We start from the raw sequence: 18,291 nt of genomic DNA, 5'->3' as shown, positions 1-18,291 counted from the left end.
GGGGTGGGCGTCACCTTCTGCCACGATCCCTATCAACCCGGTGGGAAAACTAGGAATCTTCGAGGGGTGATCATGAGAACGCTCAGCCGCGCAGGCCGATCGCTGCCCCTTCTCACCTCCCGTCTCCACATCGACCTCGTCCGCACGTCCAGCGCCGTCTGTCGCACCGCCACCGCCTGAGACCCGGCCGGCGTCCGCATCGCCGTCCCCTCTCCGCACGCCGGCGCGCGTATCCGCGCACATCCGCGCCTGAACGTGCCGGTGCCACGCGCCGTCGTGCCCGCGTGCCCGCGTGCCTCCGCAGTCGCTCCTCTCACGACCCGCCATCCGAAAGGACACTCCCGTGTCTGCCGCCAGACCGTTCACCGCACTGCGCACCCTCGCCGCCATAGCGGCGCTTCCCCTTCTGCTGACGGCCTGCGGCTACGGCTCCGAGTCCGAGGACGACGACCAGCAGACCGGCGTCGCCGCGGATGCGAAGAAGCTCTCCGCCGACGAGGTCAAGATCGGCTACTTCCCCAACCTCACCCACGCCACCGCGCTCGTGGGGGTCCAGGAGGGCCTCTTCCAGAAGGAACTCGGCGGCACGAAGATCAAGGCGTCGACGTTCAACGCCGGCCCCTCCGAGATCGAGGCCCTCAACTCCGGCTCCATCGACATCGGCTGGATCGGCCCCTCCCCCGCCATCAACGGCTACACCAAGTCCGAGGGCAAGAACCTGCGCATCATCGGCGGTTCGGCCTCCGGCGGGGTCAAGCTCGTCGTCAACCCGGACAAGATCAAGTCCGAGGACGACCTCAAGGGCAAGAAGATCGCCACGCCGCAGCTCGGCAACACCCAGGACGTCGCCTTCCTCAACTGGATCGCGGAGAAGGGGTGGAAGGTCGACGCGCAGAGCGGCAAGGGTGACGTCTCCGTCGTCCGCTCGGACAACAAGGTGACCCCGGACGCCTACAAGTCCGGTTCCGTCGACGGCGCGTGGGTGCCCGAGCCCACCGCGTCGAAGCTGGTCGCCGACGGCGCGAAGGTGCTGCTGGACGAGTCCGACCTGTGGCCGGACAAGAAGTTCGTGATCACGAACATCATCGTGTCGCAGAAGTTCCTCAAGGAGCACCCGGACGTCGTCGAGGCCGTGCTGCGCGGCTCGGTCAAGACCAACGAGTGGATCGGCGCCAACTCCGAGAAGGCCAAGGCGTCCGCCAACAAGGCGCTGGAGAAGCTCTCCGGCAAGGCGCTGCCCGCCGAGGTCATCGACCCGGCCTGGGAGTCCATCTCGTTCCTGGACGACCCGCTGGCCTCCACCCTCGACGCCGAGGCCGAGCACGCCGTGAAGGCCGGACTGCTGGAGCAGCCGAACCTCAAGGGCATCTACGACCTCGCCCCGCTCAACAAGGTCCTCAAGGCCGAGGGCGAGTCCGAGGTCGACGACGCCGGTCTCGGCACCGAGTGACCGCGTCGGCCGAGTGACCGAGTGACCGAGTGACGGCGAACGGATTCCCATGAAGCTCCCAGGAGGTGACGACCATGGCCACCGCGACCGCCAAGTCCGCCGATGAGGCCACGGCCGCCCGGCACGCCGCCCGTGTCGAGCATGTCTCGAAGTCCTTCCCCGCGCCGGGGACGCCCGGTGGGCGGCAGCTCGTCCTGGACGACATCACCCTCGATGTCGCGCCGGGTGAGTTCGTCACCCTCCTGGGAGCCTCCGGGTGCGGGAAGTCCACGCTGCTGAACCTCGTGGCCGGCCTGGACCGGCCGTCCGCCGGGGCCATCAGCACGGACGGCCGGCCCGCCCTGATGTTCCAGGAACACGCGCTGTTCCCGTGGCTGACGGCGGGCAAGAACATCGAACTCGCCCTGAAGATGCGCGGGGTGACCAAGCCCGAGCGCGGGCCGGAGGCGGAGCGGCTGCTCGAACTGGTGCGGTTGCGGGGCGCGTACGGCAAGCGGGTGCACGAACTCTCCGGCGGCATGCGGCAGCGTGTGGCGCTGGCCCGTGCGCTCGCCCAGGACAGCAGGCTGCTGCTGATGGACGAGCCCTTCGCGGCGCTCGACGCCATCACCCGGGACGTGCTGCACGACGAACTGACCCGGATCTGGCGGGAGACCGGCCTGTCGGTGCTGTTCGTCACGCACAACGTGCGCGAGGCGGTGCGGCTGGCCCAGCGGGTCGTGCTGCTGTCGTCGCGGCCGGGGCGGATCGCCCGGTCCTGGACGGTCGGCATCCCGCAGCCGCGCCGCCTGGAGGACAGCGCGGTCGCCGAGCTGTCCGCCGAGATCACCGAGGAACTACGGGGGGAGATCCGCCGCCATGGCCAGCACTGACACCGATCCGGCGCCGAAGCACGACGAGGCGTCGCAGGACCTGGCCGGCCTGGAGGCCGGGCTCGACGCACTGGACACGGTGCAGGTCGGCCGTACGCCGCTGCGCGAGACCCTGCTGCGCAAGGTGCTGCCGCCCGTCACCGCCGTCCTGCTGGTCCTGGTGGTCTGGCAGGTACTGGTGTGGGCGGAGGTCGCCCCGGAGTACAAACTGCCGTCGCCGTCCGCGGTGTGGGACGAGGTGTCCACCGCGTGGCTGGAGGGCACCCTGCTCGACTACATCTGGACGTCCGTCTCCCGGGGTCTGCTGGGCTTCCTGCTGGCGCTGGTCATCGGGACGCCGCTGGGACTCCTGGTCGCCCGGGTGAAGTTCGTGCGGGCCGCGATCGGGCCGATCCTGTCCGGGCTGCAGTCCCTGCCGTCCGTGGCGTGGGTGCCGCCGGCCGTGATCTGGCTGGGGCTCAACGACAAGATGATGTACGCGGTGATCCTGCTGGGCGCCGTGCCGTCCATCGCCAACGGGCTGGTGGCCGGGGTGGACCAGATCCCGCCGCTGTTCCTGCGCGCCGGGCGGACCCTGGGCGCGACGGGGCTGAGCGGCGCCCGGCACATCGTGATGCCGGCCGCGCTGCCCGGGTACCTCGCCGGTCTCAAGCAGGGCTGGGCGTTCTCGTGGCGGTCGCTGATGGCGGCCGAGATCATCGCGTCCTCGCCCGATCTGGGCATCGGACTGGGCCAGTTGCTGGAGAACGGACGGAACAACTCCAGCATGTCGCAGGTGTTCCTGGCGATCCTGCTGATCCTGGTCGTGGGCATCGCCGTCGATCTGCTGGTCTTCAGCCCGCTGGAGCGCCGGGTGCTGCGCGGGCGGGGGCTGCTGGTCACGCGCTGAACCGACCAGGTCGAAGTACCGTGCCGGGCACCGGCCGTGCGGGGCGTCACCGCCTCCGCGCGGCCGGTGCCTCGTTGTGCGGCCGGTGACTCGTCTCACGGCCGGTGACTCGTCATACGGCCGGTGACTCGTGTCCGTACCGGCTCAGACCGCCTCGGCCGGGACGTCGGCGCAGGCGGGCACGGTCCAGTCCAGGATGTGCAGCGCCGCCCCGGCGGCCTCCGGTCCGCGGCAGTGGGCGTCGTGCCGGCGGGCGATGGCGTCGAGGTCCAGGCTGCCGCCGAAGGCCGGGTGCGCGGCGAGGCGCCGGGCGTAGGCCCACAGCCGCGGATGACCGGCGATCCGGTGCACGGCGGCGGCGTCCAGGTGCCGCCGGTGCACCGTGTCGAGCTGGACCAGCGTCACCCACAGATGGACGTCGGCGGCGGTGAGGCCGTCGCCGAGGAGGTACGGCCCGGAGGAGAGCCGCCATTCCAGGGAGTCCAGTACGCGCAGCAGGGAGGCGAGGGACGCCGCGCGCTCCGCCTCGTCGGTGCCGGCGTCCCCGGCCGCCTGCGCCGCCTCGTTGATCCCCTGCTCGCACAGGTGCCGTACGGCATCCGTCTCCGCCTCCGCGCCGTGCGGGTACAGCGCGGGGCCCCCGCGGCCGTCCGCGCCGAAGTGCCGGGCGAGGTCGCGCAGGATGTCGGGGGTGTGGGTGCTGACGATGCGGCCGGTCCAGTCGTCGCTGAGCACGGGCGCGGTGGCCGGTCCCGGGTGGCGGTGGGAGCTGGCCTCGTACAGGGGCCGCAGCGCCGAGTGGCCGCCGCCGCTCTCGTCGGGCACGGCGGGGAGCATGGTCACCGGCAGGACGTCGTGGAGGCCGAGGAGGCTGTGGGTGATGGCGATGCCCAGACAGTGCGGGCAGGCCGGTGAGAGGTGCAGGCGGTAGCGGCGGGGCACGGCGTAGTGACCGCTGCGGGCGTCCCGGCCGATCCTGCCCCGGAAGGGCGGGGTGGCTCCGGGGGGCGACGGCACGGCTGGCGGGGGCATCGCGGGCATGTCTCTCCCTGTGGACGGCTCTCGGAACAGTGCTCGGGCGCGCGGCGGCGTCGGCGCGGACCCGGGTGCGGCGAGGAGGCGGCGCCGGGCTCAGCGCGTGCGGCTCGCCGCGCTGCAGACACGCAGCAGGTCGATGTGGCGGCGGGAGGTGAGGAGGGGGGACGGGCGGCGCGTGCGAAGGACACGCTCTCCTGCCCGTGACTGACGCCCCATGTTTCCTACCGATTCACTAGGGATTCTGCTTGTGAGTGTCGATCAGCCTTCCCGAACCGTCAAGGGTGCCGTCAGGCGGGGAGTGCGAACGGCGGGTGGGCGCCGCTGAGGAAGTAGTCGCCGACCTCCCGCAGCCCGTGGGCGACGGGGTGGGAGAGGGTGTGGGTGCGGGCGTTGCGCCAGAAGCGGTCGAAGCCGTGGCGGGAGGAGGCGGCTCCGGGGCCGATGACGTCCAGGGTGCGGGTGGTGACGTCGTGGACGGCGCGCGCGGCGGCGGCTTCGGCGGCCGCGGCGAGCACGGAGATCTCGGCGCACTCGTCGTCGGTGAGGTCCTCGCCGCGGGCGAGGCCGTCGTCGAGGGCGGCCACGGCCTGGTCGGCGAGGGCGGACGCCGCCCGCGCGTCCACGGTGAGTTCGCCGTAGGTGACGAGGACGTACGGGTCCCGGGAGAGGCCGCCCTGCCAGACCGGGACACCGGGCTCGGCGTACTCGCCGGGGCGGCCGAACTCACCGGCCCGGGTGTACTCACCGGCCCGGGTGTACTCCCGGGTCCTGGTGTACTCCCGGGCTTCGGCGAGGACGCCCTCGGCGATGCCGAGGCAGAGCTGGGCGGAGACCAGGCGCGCGGTGGCGGCGGCGAGGCCGGCGAACGGCGGCAGCGCGCCCTCGTCGGAGGAGAGCGAGCCGAGGACCGCGTCGTCCGCGACCGGCACGGCGTCGAACTCCACGCTGCCGCCGCCCGACAGCCGCTGGCCGAACGCGTCCCCGTCGTCGCCGCTCGTCACGCCGGGACGGGCGGGGTCGACGAGGACGGCCAGTGGCTCGCCGGTGTCGGACCGGGCGGCGCGGACGGCCAGCCGGTCGGCGACCCGGGCGCCGCCGACGGTGCCCTGACGGCCGTTCAGCGCGAAGCCGCCGGAGGGGTCCGGGGTCAGCCGGAGTGGCGGTTCGTGGGCCGCGAAGCCGCCGCCCCAGCACCACTGCCCGGCGGCGGACTCCCGCGCGACCCGTTCGGCCGGTTCGGGTCCGGCGAAGAAGCGGGCGGTCCAGGACAGTACGTAGTGCCCGCCGAGGAGTTGGCCGATCGCACCGTCGGCCGCGGCGATGTCACGGACGACGGCGTGGGCGGTGGCCCAGTCCGCCCCTCCCCCGCCGTGCTCGGCGGAGATCAGCAGGGTGAGCAGGCCGGCCTCGCGCAGCCGGGCCACCTCGTCGAAGGGCGGCTTGCCCGCCTGGTCGCGGACGATGGCGTCGGTCGCCAGGTCGTCGGCCACCTCGCGGGCGACGCGCAGCCAGTGGGCGCGGTCCCGCACTCCGTCGGGGGCGGGGCACGTCGGCGTCACGGCCGGCCCGCCCGGCCGGAGCGGACGGCCGCCGGGCGGCTCCCGGTGGTTCTGGCACGTCCGTTCGGCCGTGGGGCGGTGGGCCGGTGCCGGAAGGACACCGGGCCGGGCTCGGGCTGTGCCACTGTCGTTCCTCCTCAGGACTGTCCGCGGGCCGCGGCGCCGGAACACGGCCGCCGGCCGGGGGTGTACTTGTAGCCGATCCGCCGGACGGTGACGATCCGGTGCCGGTGGGCGCGGCCGAGCTTGGCCCGCACCCGGGCGATGTGCACGTCGACGGTGCGGCCGTCACCGACGTGGCCGTACCCCCAGACGCTGCCGATGAGCGTCTCGCGGGAGAGGACCCGGTCGGGGTGGGCGACGAGGTGGGCGAGGAGTTCGAACTCCAGGTAGGTCAGGTCCAGTACGCGTCCGTCGACCTCCGCGACGCGCCGCACGGTGTCGACGCGGATGCCGGGCTCCTCCTCGGCCCCGCCGCCTGCCTCCGGTCGCGCCGCGCCACCGGCCTCCGGTCCCGCCGCGTCCTCGGCGTCCGCTCCCGCCGCGCTGCCGGACGCGCTCCCGGTGGCGGGACCGTCCGTGCCGGGGGCGGCCGGTACGGGGGTGAGGGGGTGGACGACCGGCCGCGGCCCGCCCTCGACGAGCAGGCGGGCGGGGTCGGTGCCCTCGGGCACGAACACGAGGTAGCCGACGAGCGGTTCGGCGCCCGCCGTCTCCCGGCCGCCGGGCAGGCGTTCGGGCACGAGCCGCAGATGGCGGGGGCCGGGGTCGGTGACACCGGGGAGCGGGGCCCCGGAGGGCAGGGCGGTGGTCATGACGGGTTCCTCGTCGGGGGCGCCGGGCGGCCGCGCGCACGGGGCGGCCGGAAGGGGAGCGAGCGGCTGAGGGGGTGGGGGTGACGGCGCGGGTCCAGCGCGTCGCCGGGGGCGTCACGCGCGGCGGCAGACGGCGCTGGCGACGCGACAGAAGTCGACATGCCGACGGCGAACCAGTGGCTGCTGCGTGCTGGACATGTGTTCCATCCTGCGCACCCCGCCTCCCTTAGTCAACGCTTTCCTATAAATCCGGTAGGGATTATAGGGAAGTCGCGTCCGGCGGGCGCTCACTCATCGGTCTTCGGCAGGCCGGGCGGGTTGATCTCCGACTTCTCCACAGCCTCGTCGGCCAGGCCCCAGCGCGCGAGCACCTTCGCGTAGGTGCCGTTGTCGATGACCTCGTCCAGCGCGTCGGCGAGCGGTTCGACCAGTCCGCTGCCCTTCTTCGTGGTGGCCGCGATGAGCCCCTGGAGGGTGTCGCCGGCGCCGGAGTACGTGCCGACGACCTCCGTCTTCCCGCTGGTGGCCGCGTGGTACGCGGCGGTCGGGTTGGGACCGAGGTAGAGGTCGATGCGCCCGGACCGCAGGGCGAGATACGTGTCGCTCTCGTTCTGGTAGTACTTGATGTCGACCGGCTTCCGGCCGGCTTCCTCGTTCTCCTTCGACCACTCGACGAGCAGCTTCTCCTGGTTGGTGCCGCTGCTGACGGCGACCGTCAGACCGGCGACGTCCTCGGGTCCGTCGACCTCCAGGCCGCTGCCCTTCTCCGCCTCGAAGCCGAGGTTGTCCTCGCGGTAGGTGGCGAAATCGTACTTCTCCTTGCGCTCCTCGGTGACGGTGATGTTGCTGAAGCCCACGTCGTACTTGGCGCTGTCGAGGCCGACGAAGATGTTCTCCCAGGAGACAGGGGTGGTGTCGATCTTCAGGCCGAGGACGTCGCCGACCAGGTGGGCGATGTCGGTCTCGACCCCGATCTGGGTCTTGTTGTCGGTGGCGTAGAAGGTCAGCGGGGCGGAGGAGGTGGAGGAGGCGACGGTCTTGAGGGTGCCCCGCTCGCGGATCTCCGCGGGGAGGCGGGCGGCGATGGAGTCGACCTTCTCCGTGGTGATCCGCTTCTGGTCGGCGCTCAGGTTGATCCTCGTCCTGGCGCCCGAGGTGTCCGCGATCTCGGTGGTGCCCCCGTCGGACGGGTCGGAGCAGCCGGCGAGGAGGAGGGCGGAGGACAGCCCGAGGGCGACGGCGGTGGCGGTGCGGGCGAGGGCGGGCACGGCGGTTCTCCTGGTGTGGAAGAAGGGGACGGTCAGGGGCAGATCAGGGGCAGATCACTGGAAGAAGGGAGAGGTCAGAGGACCTTGGCGAGGAAGGCGCGGGTGCGTTCGTGGCGGGGGGCGTCCAGGACGGCCGCGGGCGTGCCCTGTTCGACGACGACACCGCCGTCCATGAACACGACGGTGTCGGCGACCTCACGGGCGAAGCCGATCTCGTGGGTGACGACGATCATGGTGGTGCCGGTGCCGGCGAGGTCCTTGATGACGTCGAGGACCTCACCGACCAGTTCGGGGTCGAGCGCGGAGGTGGGTTCGTCGAAGAGCAGCACCTTCGGCTCCAGGGCGAGGGCGCGGGCGATGGCGACGCGCTGCTGCTGGCCGCCGGAGAGCTGGCGGGGGTAGGCACCGGCCTTGTCGGCGAGGCCGACGCGCTCCAGCAGCCGGTGCGCGTGCTCCTCGGCCTCCTTGCGGGGGCGTCGCAGCGCGGAGACGGGTGCCTCGACGAGGTTCTCCAGGACGGTCAGGTGCGGGAAGAGGTTGAAGTCCTGGAACACGAACCCGATGTGGGTGCGCTGCCTGAGGACGTCCTTCTCCTTCAGCTCGTGCAGCTTGTCGCCGGAGCGGCGGTAGCCGATGAGTTCGCCGTCGATGCTGATCCAGCCGCGGTCCACCTTCTCCAGGTGGTTGACGGTGCGCAGCAGGGTGGACTTGCCGGAGCCGGAGGGCCCGAGGACGACGGTGACCTGTCCGGCGCGGACCTGCAGGTCGACGCCGCGCAGCACGTGGAGCGGACCGAAACTCTTGTGGACGCCTCGGACGTCCACCATGAACTCGCTCATCGGTTCTCTCCCGGGGTCTTCGGCCGTACGGCGGACGGGGTCTTCGGCGGTACGACGGGTTCCTCGCGCCGGGCGGCGGCCGCGCGAAGGGAGCGGACGGTGTTCCGAAGACGCTGGAGCGGGGTGGGCGGCGGGGTGCGGTCGGCGCCGCGGGCGAAACGGCGTTCCACGTAGTACTGGGCGACCGACAGCACGGAGGTCAGCACCACGTACCAGGCGGTGGCGACCAGCAGCAGCGGGATGACCCGGCCGTTGCGGCCGTAGACGACCTGGACCTGGTAGAACAGCTCGCCGATGGCCATGACGTAGACCACCGAGGTGCCTTTGAGCAGGCCGATGATCTCGTTGCCGGCGGTGGGGAGGATGGCGCGCATCGCCTGCGGCAGCACGATGCGGCGGATCTGCCGCAGCCGGGGGATGCCGAGCGCCGCGGCGGCCTCCAGCTGGCCGGGGTCGACGGAGACGACGCCGCCGCGGACGATCTCGGCGGCGTAGGCGGCCTGGTGGAGGGAGAGGCCGATGACGGCGGCGCCGATGGTGCCGACGACGCTGTCGCTGTCGACGGACCAGAAGACCGGTCCGAAGGGGACGCCGACGCCGAGACGCTCGTACAGGGCGCTCAGATTGAACCAGAACACCAGCTGGACGATCATCGGGATGGACCGGAAGATCCAGATGTAGCTCCAGGCGACGGTCTGCAGCAGCGGGCTGCGGGACAGGCGCATGAACGCCAGGACGGTGCCCAGCAGGAAGCCGAGGACGGTGGCGTACGCGGTGAGCTGGAGGGTGACCCACACCGCCTGGACGATCGTCTCGGACAGGAAGTAGTCGCCGAAGACGCCCCACTCCCAGACGGGGTTGGTGGCCAGTCCGTGGGCGAACTGGGCCACGAGCACGGCGACGACGAGGGCCGCGGCCCACCGGGCGTGGTGGCGGGCGGGGACGACCTTGAGCGAGGCCGGGTCGGCGGGGACCGGTGCGGCCGGAGCGGTGCCCGGCGGTGCGGCGGGGTCGGTGGTGAGTCGCATGGTGGGGTTCCTGCTCGGCTTACGCGTGCTCGGGCGGGTTGATCCGCGAGGCGTCGATCGCGGAGGCTGAGGTTCCCCACTTCTTGAGGATGCGGGCGTAGGTGCCGTCCTCGATCAGTTCGTCGACGGCGGCGCGGAACGCCTCGGTGAGCGGGGAGCCCTTCTTGAAGGCGAAGCCGACGTCGAGGCGGTGGTACTCGCCGAGGAAGGCGGTGCCCGAGGCGGGCTGGGAGGCCTGGTACCGCAGGCCGTTGATGGTCGACATGATGACGTCGACGCGGCCCTGCTGGAGGGCGGTGAGGGTGGCTCCCTGCTCCGAGTAGACCTTGACGTCGTACGGCTTCTCCCCCGCGTCCGCGCACACGTCCTTCCGGGCGTTCAGGGTGGTCTCGAAGGTGGTGCCGGCGTTGGTGCCGATGGTCAGGCCGCACAGCTGGGTGAGGTCGGTGACCTTCTTCTTCAGGGTGTCGCTGCCCTTCTTCACCGCGAAGCCCTGGCCGTCGTCGATGTAGGTGACGAAGTCGATGGTCTTCAGACGTTCGGTGGTGACGCCGAAGTTGCCGGTGCCGACGTCGTACTTGCCGCTCTCCAGGGCGGGCAGGATCGTCTCGAACGACGCGTCCTGGCGCTCGATGTCGAGGCCGAGCACCTTGGCCACGGCGTCGGCGATGTCGACGTCCTGCCCCGCGGGTGCCTTGTCGGAGCCGTCCGGGTAGTACGCGGAGGGCGGTGCGCCGACCGAGCCGCCGAGCCGGAGGGTGCCGGCCTTGCGGACCTCCTCGGGCATCAGCGCGGCGACGGAGGCGACCTCTCGGACGGCGGCGACCGGGTCGTCGGAGGGTGCCGGTGACTGCGCGCCGACGGGCTCCGGGTCGCCGGAGCCGCAGGCGGTCAGCGCCAGCAGGGGCAGCAGGGCGAGGGCGGCGGCCAGATGGCGCGGGCGGCGGGTCACGAGTCGTTCTCCTTGAGGTGCTTCCCGGTGGGCAGGTGTTTCTCGAACGGCAGCGGGCCGATGGACTCCGGGTCGGCCGCGGTGTCGAACAGCGGGGTGTAGCCGGTGGCGAGGTAGAGGCCGCGGGCCTCGGGCTGGCGTGGTCCGGTGGTCAGGTAGATCCGCCGGTAGCCGTGCGCGGCCGCCTCGTGTTCGAGGGCGGCGACGATCCGGCGGGCCAGGCCCCGGCGGCGGTGCCCGGAGTGCGTCCAGATCCGCTTGAGTTCGGCGGTGGCGGTGTCGTGGCGGCGGTAGGCGCCGCCCGCGACGGGGGTGCCGCGCTCCAGGAGCAGCAGCAGGGCGCCGCCGTACGGTTCGGTGAACTCCTCGTCGGGGTAGCGGGCCAGCTCGGCGTGGGCGTCCTTGCCGTATCGCCGGGAGTACTCGTCGCCGAGTTCGCGCAGCAACGGCCGGACCCGGGGGTCGCTCACCGGCACCCGTACGAAGGTCAGGTCGGCCGCCTCGACGGGTGCGGTCATCCGCGCACCGCCGTGAGGGCCTGGGGGCCGCGGGCGGCGCGTTCGGCGTCGCGCTTGGCGACCTCCTCGCGGACGATCGGGATGACGTGGCGGCCGAAGTCGATGGCGTCGCCGAGCAGGTCGTAACCGCGGGCGGAGAGGATGTCGACGCCGAGGTCGTAGTAGTCGAGGAGCGCCTGCGCGACCGTCTCGGGGGTGCCGACCAGGGCGTTGGAGTTGCCCGCGCCGCCGGTGGCGGCGGCGGTGGGTGTCCACAGGGCGCGGTCGTAGCGCTCCCCCGCCTCGGCGATGGCGATCAGCCGCTGGGACCCGGTGTTCTGCGGGGTGCCGTCGCGGTGGTGGCGTACGAGGCCGTTCTCGCGGCGCTGCTTGATGGCGCCGACCGTGCGGTACGCCTTCTCCCAGGCCAGTTCCTCGGTGGGGGCGATGATCGGGCGGAAGGCGGCCTGGATGCGGGGGACGTCGGTGCGGCCGGCGGCCTTCGCGGCGGCCTTGACCCGTTCGATCTGCTCGGCGGTCTTCTCCAGGGGCTCGCCCCACAGGCAGTAGATGTCGGCCTCGGCTCCCCCGGCGGCGTACGCGGCGGGTGACGAGCCGCCGAACGAGACGGCGGGGCGCGGCCGCTGGACCGGGAAGACGTCGCTGACGAAGTCGTGGAAGCGGTAGTGGTCGCCCTCGTGGTCGAAGGGCTCGTGGGTGGTCCAGATCTTCTTGACGATGCCGATGTACTCGCGGGTCCGGGCGTAGCGCTCGTCCTTGGTGAGGGTGTCGCCCTCGCGGCCCTGCTCGTGGTCGTTGCCGCCGGTGATGAAGTGGACGGTGAGCCGTCCCTCGCTGATCCGGTCGAGGGTGGCGAAGGTCTTGGCGGCGAAGGTCGGGTAGGAGACGTTGGGCCGGTGGGCGAGGAGGATCTCCAGGCGTTCCAGGCGGCTCGCGATGTACGCGGCGGCCGGCGCGGGGTCGGGTGATCCGGAGCCGTAGGCGAAGAGCACCCGGTCCCAGCCGTGGTCCTCGTGGGCTCGGGCGAGCCGGAGGGTGTACTCCTTGTCGAAGGCGGCGCCGGAGCGCGGGGTGGTCTCCGAGCCGTCGTTGGTGGCGGCGATGCCGAGAAATTCCACGGGCATGGCAGGGGCCTTTCGCAGGGGTCGCCGGGCCCGCGCGCGGGGCGGGCGACCGCCGGTGGACGAAGAGGTGATGGTGCGTCAGAGGACGCCGGCCCGGTCGGTTCGGGCCGGTGGTGCGTCAGGACGGTCGGGCGGCCGGTGCCGGACCGGTGGGACGTGACGACGCCGAGTGGCGAAGGGGAACGGGATGGCAGCGCGCGCCCGCGGGAAGGAAGGACTCGGCCCGCGACGGGGTCACCGAGGGAGGGAAGGGCCGGTCGGACAGCCCGCTGCCGAGGTCAGCCGCGACACGCCGCGGACCACACCCGACCGAAGTCGATGTGGTCACGCGAGACCAAGCGCTGCTGGGCAGTCATGCGAACTAATTGAGCAGGACATCTCACGGCTCGTCAAGCAGCGACCGGATACCGGTACCGCCCCCGCGCCCTGTTGACAGGCCGGCGCCGGGGGCACGTACGATCGGCGCGGACCGGCTCCGCCCCGCGCGGTGCGGTCCGCCGCGTTGAGGGACGCGGCGGTGTGACGACGCCGGGTGGCCTTCCATGCCCGCGCATCCCTCCCGGAGAGCCTCCCGATGGCCACACCTTCCGACGTCACCGCTTCTTCCGCTGCCGGCGCTTCCTCTGATGCGGGCGCCTCCTCTGGTGCCGGCGCCTCTTCCGAGGCCGGCGCCTCCCCCGTCGTCAGCGGTCCCGGCCGTGCCCCGGACACACCCGGCGCGGAGCCGCCCCGCATCGTGCCGCGCCGGCACGCCGGCCGCTGGGTGGCCGCCGCCTCGGCGCTGGTGGTCTTCGCGATGGTGCTCAACTCCGTGGTGCGCAACGACGCCTTCCAGTGGGCGGTGGTGGGCCGGTACTTCACCACCGCCGCCGTTGTCGACGGGCTGCTGCTCACCCTGTGGCTGACGGCCGCCGTGATGGTGCTCGGCTTCCTGATCGGCACCCTGCTGGCCGTGGCGCGGCTGTCGGCCAACCCGGTGCTGCAGACGCTGAGCTGGGGTTTCATCTGGATCTTCCGGTCGACGCCACTGCTGGTGCAGCTGCTGTTCTGGTTCAACATCGGCGCGCTGTACCCGACGCTCGGCCTCGGCGTCCCGTTCGGCCCGGAGTTCGTCACCGTGAAGACGGTCAACCTGTTCGGGCCCACCCTCACCGCGGTCGTCGGCCTCACCCTGCACGAGTCGGCCTACGCCGCCGAGGTGGTGCGCGGCGGCATCCTGTCGGTGGACGCCGGACAGACCGAGGCCGCCCAGGCGCTCGGCCTGAGCAGGCGCCGCACCCTGCGCCGGATCGTGATCCCGCAGGCGATGCGCTCCATCGTGCCGACCGCCGGGAACATGCTCATCGGCACGCTGAAGGGGACGAGCATCGTCAGTGTGCTGGCCGTGCACGACCTGTTGTACTCGGTGCAGCTGGTCTACAACCGGACCTACCAGGTGATCCCGCTGCTGATGGTGGCCACCCTGTGGTACATCGCGGTCACCACGGTACTGAGCGTGGGTCAGTTCTACGTCGAGCGGCACTACGCGCGCGGTACGTCCCGCGATCTGCCGCCCACCCCGGTGCGGCGGCTACGCGGCCGGTTCGCCGCCCTGCGCGCGCGGCTGGGCGCGGCGACGGCACCCGACGCCCGGCCCGAGGCCGGTGCACCACGCCCGTCCTGACACACACCACTCCGTTCTCCCGAGAGAGGCACCCCGTGAACACTCCGGAAGCACTTCCTCCCCAGCTCTCCGAATCCGCCTACGACCGCCGCAGACTGCGCCAGTGGCTCACCGGCGGAGCCCGCGCCGAGGGTGTCTCCCGGCGCACCCTGCTGCGGCTGCTGGCGGTGGCCGGAGCCGCCGCCGGCACGTCCGCCGCGTTCGGCCCGCCCGCCGCCGCGGCCACCGCGCCGGGCATCGTCAAGCCGCTGCCGGACAGCTGGTTCACCGTCCGCGGCACCAACGCCGAGTCCCGCTTCGCCTCCTTCGCGGAGACCGGCTACCACACCCCCAACGAGCGCTTCTTCGTCCGCAACCACACCTCCACCCCCGTCCTGGACGCCGACGACTGGGTGCTCACCGTGCGCGGCGACGGACTCACCCACGACCGTTCCGTCGAGTTCACCCTCGACGACCTCAGACGGCTCCCGGCCGTCACCCGCACCGCGTTCGTGGAGTGCGCCGGCAACGGCCGCAGCTTCTTCACCACCCAGCAGGGGCAGACCGTCAGCGGCACCGCCTGGACGCTCGGCGCGGTCGGCACCGCCCGCTGGCGCGGTGTCCGCCTGGCCGACGTGCTGCGCCGGGCGGGGCTCGGGCGGCACGCCGTCGACGTCATGCCGCGCGGCCTGGACGCCGACTACGTCACCGCCGACGGCGCCAACCTCGGCCGGGTGCGCCGCCCGCTGCCGCTGGCCAAGGCCCTCGACGACGTGCTGCTCGCCTATGAGATGAACGGCGAGCCGCTGCCGTACGACCACGGGTATCCCGTACGTGTCCTGGTGCCCTCCTGGATCGGTGTCTCCTCCGTGAAGTGGGTGGGGGACATCGAGGTGTCCGCGCAGCCCCTCTACTCGCCCTGGAACACCGACTTCTACCGGCTGTTCGGCGACGCCCACCCGGTGGAGGGGAGTGCTCCGCTCACCCGGCAGACGGTGAAGAGCGCGTGGGAGGTGGAGTGGGGTGCCCAGGTGGCCGCCGGCACCGCACACCGCCTCACCGGCCGCTCCTGGTCCGGGGCGGCCGGTGTCGTCCGGGTCGACGTGAGCACCGACGGCGGCGGGACCTGGCGCCCGGCGCGGCTGCACGACGCGCCCCGCCGGGCCGGCTGGGTGCGCTGGTCGGCCGACTGGCTTCCGCGGACGCCCGGTTCGTACACCCTGCTGGCCAGGGCCACGGACGGCGCCGGTCACACCCAGCCGGACACCACCGTCCACAACACCCAGGGATATCTGTTCGACGCGGTCGTACGCCACCCCGTCACCGTCACCTGATGGTGTGTCAGACACCGTCGAGTGAGCGGAAAACGACCTGAGAGGAACAAGTGGCACCACTTGTACGTAGTATCTCCACTTCAGGGCATGCGCAGCAGACCGGTCCCGGCGCCCGTCGCACACGGCGGGCAGGGCGGCCCACCGCCCGTCGGCACCGGGCTGTTGCCCGCCGACAGTTCGACTTCGTCAGCATCAAGGAGAGTGACCGACCATGTCGGAGACAGCGTCCACCGCCACCGAACTCGCCTCGCAGTACTCGGCACAGGTGACCGGCGACCTGGAGCGCAACGCCAAGGAGCAGGAGCGCCTCAGCACGGAGATCACCGCCCTCCAGGAGCAGCTCGCCTCGCTCCAGCGCGACCACAGCGTGCTGGTCAACATCCGCCAGGCGCTGGGCTCGACGCAGGCCACCGTCGAGGACACCGCCGTGGCCGACACGGTGGCGGAGACCGCGTCGGTGCCCGCGCCGCGCAAGAAGTCCGCCTCCGCCGAGGGCGGTACGGCCAAGCGGACCCGCGCCAAGAAGGCCGCTGCGCAGCAGCCCAAGGCCGACAAGAAGGCGGCTGCCGCCAAGCCCGCGAAGGCCGCCGCCAAGCCGGCCGCCAAGTCCACGCCCAAGCCCGCCGCGAAGCCGGCCGCGAAGAAGACCGGCGGCCCGACCCTGGGCGAGCTGATCCGCGGCGTGCTGGCCGACCAGAAGGAGCCGCGCTCCGCCGCCGAGGTCGCCACCGCGCTGGGCGAGGCCCACGCCGACCGCCCGGTCAAGACCACGGTCGTGCGCAACACCCTGGAGGGCCTGGTCGCCAAGAACCTGGTGCAGCGCACCAAGCAGGGCACCTCCGTCTTCTACACCGTCTCGGAGACCACCGAGGCGTCGGCGGACGAGAAGGAGACCGGGGCCCAGCAGGCCGAGTGAGCGACTCCGTACCCGGCTCACCCGCCCGGACGGACCCATCGCGCGGTGGCGCGCCCTTCGCGGCGCGCCCACCGGGGCGTCCGGCACCCGCAGGCCGGCCATCTGCTCAACACGGCTCGGCCGGCGGACCTTCCGGCGGCCCTGGACCGGGCGATCGGCCCGGACGGGGCCGGGCCGTGTCCGCTGCGCCTCGACGCGGTCGGCCGGCGCCACGGCGGCCGCCCGGTGCTCACGGACATCGCCCTCACCGTCCCCGACAACGTGGCGCTGTCGGCCTGACCTGCACCGCGCGCCACCGGCCCGAACTGCTCCGCCGGGGCGCGTCACCGGCTTGCGGTACCGCTCAGCGGCTGGTGTACCCGGCGTCCACGTGGATGACGGAACCCGTCACGTACGACGCCTGGTCGGAGGCGAGCCACAGGCTGGCCTGGGCGACCTCGCGCGGCTGGCCGAACCGGCCGAGCAGGCTGAGCTGCGGGGCGTACTCCTCCTCGGTGAAACCGAACTGGTCCAGCGCGCCGCGCAGCATGGGCGTGTCGATGGCGCCCGGCGCGACCGCGTTGACGCGGATGTTGTGGGCGCCGTTCTCGACGGCGGCGGTCTTGGTGAGGCCGTTGACGCCGTGCTTGGCGGCCACGTACGCGGGGTTGTCCGGCTGCGGCCGGAAGCCGCTGACGGAGGAGATGTTGACGATCGAGCCGCCGTCGCCCTGCGCGATGAGCTGCCGCAGCTCCCACTTCAGGCAGAGCGCGGTGCCCTTGAGGTCGACGGCGATGAGCCGGTCGAAGTAGTCCTCGTCGAACTCGGCGGTCGGCTTGTCGTCGGGGGTGAGCGCCGCGTTGTTGACCGCGACGTCGAGACGGCCCCAGGTGTCGACGGCGGCCTTCACCATCTCCTTGACCTGGGCGCTGTCCGCCACGTCGACCTTCTGGAAGGAGGCGGTGCCGCCGTCGGCGGTGATCTGCTCCACGACGGCCCGGCCGCGCTCCTCGTTCATGTCCGCGACGAGCACCTTCGCGCCGGCCTCGGCGAAGAGGCGGGCGGTGGCCTCGCCCATGCCCATGGCCGCGCCGGTGACGATGGCGACCTTGCCGTCCAGTACGGGGAATGTCATCTGTTGCGCCTTTCCTGGTTCGCGCTGCCCGGGGCGGGAAGCGTCGCGACCGGGAGGGCGGCCGTGGGGCGGCGCGCGAGGAAGGACTCCTCCAGAAGCGCGTCGAACGCCCGGTCCACTCTCCCGGCCAAGTCCTCGGGCCCCGCGGACGTGTCCCGGGCCCACTGGTAGAGCACGGTGCCGAGGACTCCGGCACCCGCCTCGACGACGATGCCGGGCCGCGGGTCGGCGGCGGGGTCCACGCCGAGCCGCCGCGCGAGGATGCCCACCGAGGTGTTCTGCTCGGCGGCGCGGATGCGCGCGTAGGCGGCGAAGAGGTCGGGTTCCTCCGGGACCAGCGCGAGGAGGGCCCGCGGTCCGGGGCGGCTGTGTTCGGCGGGGCGGCAGGGGTCGGTGAGCCAGATGTGCACCGCGGCGCGGTAGGCGCTCAGCAGGGGCTCGTCCCGGGGGCGCCGGCGCAGCGCCTCGTTGATGCGCTCGCCGTCGGCACGGGCGAAGTCGAGAGCGGCGTCCTCCTTGCCGGTGAAGTGCCGGCTGAAGGTGCGCCGGGTGACCTGCGCGCGGTCGGCGACGGCCTCGACGCCGGTGGCGGCGAGGCCCGCCTCCAGGATGAGGTCGACGGCCGCCGCCGAGAGGGCCGCCCTGGTCCGGCGGGACCGGAGCCGTCGGCGGTCCGGTGTCGTCTCTTCCGCGTCGCCCGCATCACCGGGGGCGACGGCACCCGTACTCATGTGTGCATCGTACACCCGTATTGTCCCGTCGGGACATTTGTCGCGGCCCGCGTGGCGCCGCGTCGTTCAGCGCGGTCGGCCCGTCGCCGAGGCCAGTACCCCGGCCGCCACGGAGGCCAGGGCCTCGGCTGCCGTCGAGGCGAGGTGGCGGACGGCGCGCAGCGGGGCGGGGGCGGGACGGGCGCCGTCGTCACGCCGTCGC

The 18,291-nt window shown here is 72.6% G+C and carries 20 protein-coding genes; 8 read left to right on the top strand and 12 right to left on the bottom strand.

Going from position 1 to position 18,291, the window contains the following annotated elements; all coding sequences use genetic code 11:
- Positions 1 to 72: 72 nt before the first annotated feature.
- The 4 genes from UW392_RS66925 to UW392_RS06995 all read left to right on the top strand — a co-directional run bounded on the left by UW392_RS66925 (position 73) and on the right by UW392_RS06995 (position 3,211).
- Positions 73 to 180, top strand: coding sequence for a putative leader peptide (locus UW392_RS66925; protein ID WP_414495698.1), 108 nt, complete (start codon positions 73 to 75; stop codon positions 178 to 180).
- A 163-nt stretch (positions 181 to 343) separates the two neighbouring features.
- Positions 344 to 1,450, top strand: a complete 1,107-nt coding sequence (locus UW392_RS07005) for an aliphatic sulfonate ABC transporter substrate-binding protein (protein WP_320773997.1) — start codon at positions 344 to 346, stop codon at positions 1,448 to 1,450.
- A 74-nt stretch (positions 1,451 to 1,524) separates the two neighbouring features.
- Positions 1,525 to 2,322 (top strand): ABC transporter ATP-binding protein, encoded by a 798-nt coding sequence (locus tag UW392_RS07000; protein WP_320773996.1) that lies wholly within the window; start codon positions 1,525 to 1,527, stop codon positions 2,320 to 2,322.
- On the top strand, positions 2,309 to 3,211 hold the full coding sequence (locus tag UW392_RS06995; RefSeq protein WP_320773995.1) for an ABC transporter permease: 903 nt from the start codon (positions 2,309 to 2,311) through the stop codon (positions 3,209 to 3,211). The genes UW392_RS07000 and UW392_RS06995 overlap by 14 nt, the downstream gene beginning before the upstream one ends.
- 144 nt (positions 3,212 to 3,355) lie before the next feature.
- Here the strand turns inward: UW392_RS06995 and UW392_RS06990 are convergent, their stop codons facing one another.
- The 10 genes from UW392_RS06990 to UW392_RS06945 all read right to left on the bottom strand — a co-directional run bounded on the left by UW392_RS06990 (position 3,356) and on the right by UW392_RS06945 (position 12,352).
- Positions 3,356 to 4,252: a glutathione S-transferase C-terminal domain-containing protein gene (locus UW392_RS06990; protein WP_320773994.1), complete on the bottom strand. Its 897-nt coding sequence runs from the start codon at positions 4,250 to 4,252 to the stop codon at positions 3,356 to 3,358.
- 284 nt (positions 4,253 to 4,536) lie between these two features.
- Positions 4,537 to 5,808 (bottom strand): acyl-CoA dehydrogenase family protein, encoded by a 1,272-nt coding sequence (locus UW392_RS06985; RefSeq protein ID WP_320773993.1) that lies wholly within the window; start codon positions 5,806 to 5,808, stop codon positions 4,537 to 4,539.
- Positions 5,809 to 5,945: 137 nt separating this feature from the next.
- Positions 5,946 to 6,623 carry a winged helix-turn-helix domain-containing protein gene (locus UW392_RS06980; protein ID WP_320773992.1) on the bottom strand — a complete coding sequence of 226 codons (678 nt, stop codon included), beginning with the start codon at positions 6,621 to 6,623 and terminating at the stop codon, positions 5,946 to 5,948.
- A 114-nt stretch (positions 6,624 to 6,737) separates the two neighbouring features.
- The gene (locus UW392_RS06975; RefSeq protein ID WP_320774022.1) at positions 6,738 to 6,821 is read right to left on the bottom strand and encodes a putative leader peptide; all 84 of its coding nucleotides are present in this window, start codon (positions 6,819 to 6,821) and stop codon (positions 6,738 to 6,740) included.
- Between the two features lie 89 nt (positions 6,822 to 6,910).
- Positions 6,911 to 7,891 (bottom strand): ABC transporter substrate-binding protein, encoded by a 981-nt coding sequence (locus UW392_RS06970; protein WP_320773991.1) that lies wholly within the window; start codon positions 7,889 to 7,891, stop codon positions 6,911 to 6,913.
- Between the two features lie 74 nt (positions 7,892 to 7,965).
- A complete protein-coding gene (locus UW392_RS06965; protein ID WP_320773990.1) occupies positions 7,966 to 8,730 on the bottom strand; it encodes an amino acid ABC transporter ATP-binding protein in 765 nt (254 codons plus the stop codon).
- Complete coding sequence (locus tag UW392_RS06960; protein ID WP_320773989.1) at positions 8,727 to 9,758, bottom strand: amino acid ABC transporter permease; 1,032 nt, start codon at positions 9,756 to 9,758, stop codon at positions 8,727 to 8,729. The genes UW392_RS06965 and UW392_RS06960 overlap by 4 nt, the downstream gene beginning before the upstream one ends.
- A gap of 19 nt (positions 9,759 to 9,777) precedes the next feature.
- On the bottom strand, positions 9,778 to 10,710 hold the full coding sequence (locus UW392_RS06955; RefSeq protein ID WP_320773988.1) for an ABC transporter substrate-binding protein: 933 nt from the start codon (positions 10,708 to 10,710) through the stop codon (positions 9,778 to 9,780).
- Positions 10,707 to 11,228 carry a GNAT family N-acetyltransferase gene (locus UW392_RS06950; protein ID WP_320773987.1) on the bottom strand — a complete coding sequence of 174 codons (522 nt, stop codon included), beginning with the start codon at positions 11,226 to 11,228 and terminating at the stop codon, positions 10,707 to 10,709. The genes UW392_RS06955 and UW392_RS06950 overlap by 4 nt, the downstream gene beginning before the upstream one ends.
- Positions 11,225 to 12,352, bottom strand: a complete 1,128-nt coding sequence (locus UW392_RS06945) for an LLM class flavin-dependent oxidoreductase (RefSeq protein WP_320773986.1) — start codon at positions 12,350 to 12,352, stop codon at positions 11,225 to 11,227. Before UW392_RS06945 ends, UW392_RS06950 begins: the two co-directional genes overlap by 4 nt.
- A 574-nt stretch (positions 12,353 to 12,926) precedes the next feature.
- Between UW392_RS06945 and UW392_RS06940 the strand changes: the two genes are divergently transcribed.
- The 4 genes from UW392_RS06940 to UW392_RS06925 all read left to right on the top strand — a co-directional run bounded on the left by UW392_RS06940 (position 12,927) and on the right by UW392_RS06925 (position 16,523).
- A complete protein-coding gene (locus tag UW392_RS06940; RefSeq protein WP_320773985.1) occupies positions 12,927 to 14,015 on the top strand; it encodes an amino acid ABC transporter permease in 1,089 nt (362 codons plus the stop codon).
- A 35-nt stretch (positions 14,016 to 14,050) separates the two neighbouring features.
- Positions 14,051 to 15,328 carry a sulfite oxidase gene (locus UW392_RS06935; RefSeq protein ID WP_320773984.1) on the top strand — a complete coding sequence of 426 codons (1,278 nt, stop codon included), beginning with the start codon at positions 14,051 to 14,053 and terminating at the stop codon, positions 15,326 to 15,328.
- 211 nt (positions 15,329 to 15,539) lie between these two features.
- Complete coding sequence (locus UW392_RS06930) at positions 15,540 to 16,244, top strand: hypothetical protein (RefSeq protein WP_320773983.1); 705 nt, start codon at positions 15,540 to 15,542, stop codon at positions 16,242 to 16,244.
- Between the two features lie 45 nt (positions 16,245 to 16,289).
- On the top strand, positions 16,290 to 16,523 hold the full coding sequence (locus UW392_RS06925) for a hypothetical protein (RefSeq protein WP_320773982.1): 234 nt from the start codon (positions 16,290 to 16,292) through the stop codon (positions 16,521 to 16,523).
- Positions 16,524 to 16,587: 64 nt separating this feature from the next.
- Here the strand turns inward: UW392_RS06925 and UW392_RS06920 are convergent, their stop codons facing one another.
- Positions 16,588 to 17,358 (bottom strand): SDR family NAD(P)-dependent oxidoreductase, encoded by a 771-nt coding sequence (locus UW392_RS06920; RefSeq protein WP_320773981.1) that lies wholly within the window; start codon positions 17,356 to 17,358, stop codon positions 16,588 to 16,590.
- Entirely contained in the window at positions 17,355 to 18,089 is a 735-nt protein-coding gene (locus tag UW392_RS06915; RefSeq protein ID WP_320773980.1) for a helix-turn-helix domain-containing protein, read from the bottom strand. The genes UW392_RS06920 and UW392_RS06915 overlap by 4 nt, the downstream gene beginning before the upstream one ends.
- Positions 18,090 to 18,291 lie beyond the last annotated feature (202 nt).

This window comes from Streptomyces sp. CRN 30, from assembly GCF_034105845.1.
The sequence above is the reverse complement of the archived record's forward strand: the minus strand, read 5'-3'. Positions and strand labels throughout refer to the sequence as shown.

What these genes read in the sequence shown, in the direction of transcription:
- UW392_RS66925 (WP_414495698.1), top strand. Translation starts at nt 73, where the DNA reads ATGAGAACGCTCAGCCGCGCAGGCCGATCGCTGCCCCTTCTCACCTCC.
- UW392_RS07000 (WP_320773996.1), top strand. Translation starts at nt 1,525, where the DNA reads ATGGCCACCGCGACCGCCAAGTCCGCCGATGAGGCCACGGCCGCCCGG.
- UW392_RS06995 (WP_320773995.1), top strand. Translation starts at nt 2,309, where the DNA reads ATGGCCAGCACTGACACCGATCCGGCGCCGAAGCACGACGAGGCGTCG.
- UW392_RS06990 (WP_320773994.1), bottom strand. Translation starts at nt 4,252, where the DNA reads ATGCCCGCGATGCCCCCGCCAGCCGTGCCGTCGCCCCCCGGAGCCACC.
- UW392_RS06980 (WP_320773992.1), bottom strand. Translation starts at nt 6,623, where the DNA reads ATGACCACCGCCCTGCCCTCCGGGGCCCCGCTCCCCGGTGTCACCGAC.
- UW392_RS06975 (WP_320774022.1), bottom strand. Translation starts at nt 6,821, where the DNA reads ATGTCCAGCACGCAGCAGCCACTGGTTCGCCGTCGGCATGTCGACTTC.
- UW392_RS06965 (WP_320773990.1), bottom strand. Translation starts at nt 8,730, where the DNA reads ATGAGCGAGTTCATGGTGGACGTCCGAGGCGTCCACAAGAGTTTCGGT.
- UW392_RS06960 (WP_320773989.1), bottom strand. Translation starts at nt 9,758, where the DNA reads ATGCGACTCACCACCGACCCCGCCGCACCGCCGGGCACCGCTCCGGCC.
- UW392_RS06950 (WP_320773987.1), bottom strand. Translation starts at nt 11,228, where the DNA reads ATGACCGCACCCGTCGAGGCGGCCGACCTGACCTTCGTACGGGTGCCG.
- UW392_RS06945 (WP_320773986.1), bottom strand. Translation starts at nt 12,352, where the DNA reads ATGCCCGTGGAATTTCTCGGCATCGCCGCCACCAACGACGGCTCGGAG.
- UW392_RS06940 (WP_320773985.1), top strand. Translation starts at nt 12,927, where the DNA reads ATGGCCACACCTTCCGACGTCACCGCTTCTTCCGCTGCCGGCGCTTCC.
- UW392_RS06930 (WP_320773983.1), top strand. Translation starts at nt 15,540, where the DNA reads ATGTCGGAGACAGCGTCCACCGCCACCGAACTCGCCTCGCAGTACTCG.
- UW392_RS06920 (WP_320773981.1), bottom strand. Translation starts at nt 17,358, where the DNA reads ATGACATTCCCCGTACTGGACGGCAAGGTCGCCATCGTCACCGGCGCG.
- UW392_RS06915 (WP_320773980.1), bottom strand. Translation starts at nt 18,089, where the DNA reads ATGAGTACGGGTGCCGTCGCCCCCGGTGATGCGGGCGACGCGGAAGAG.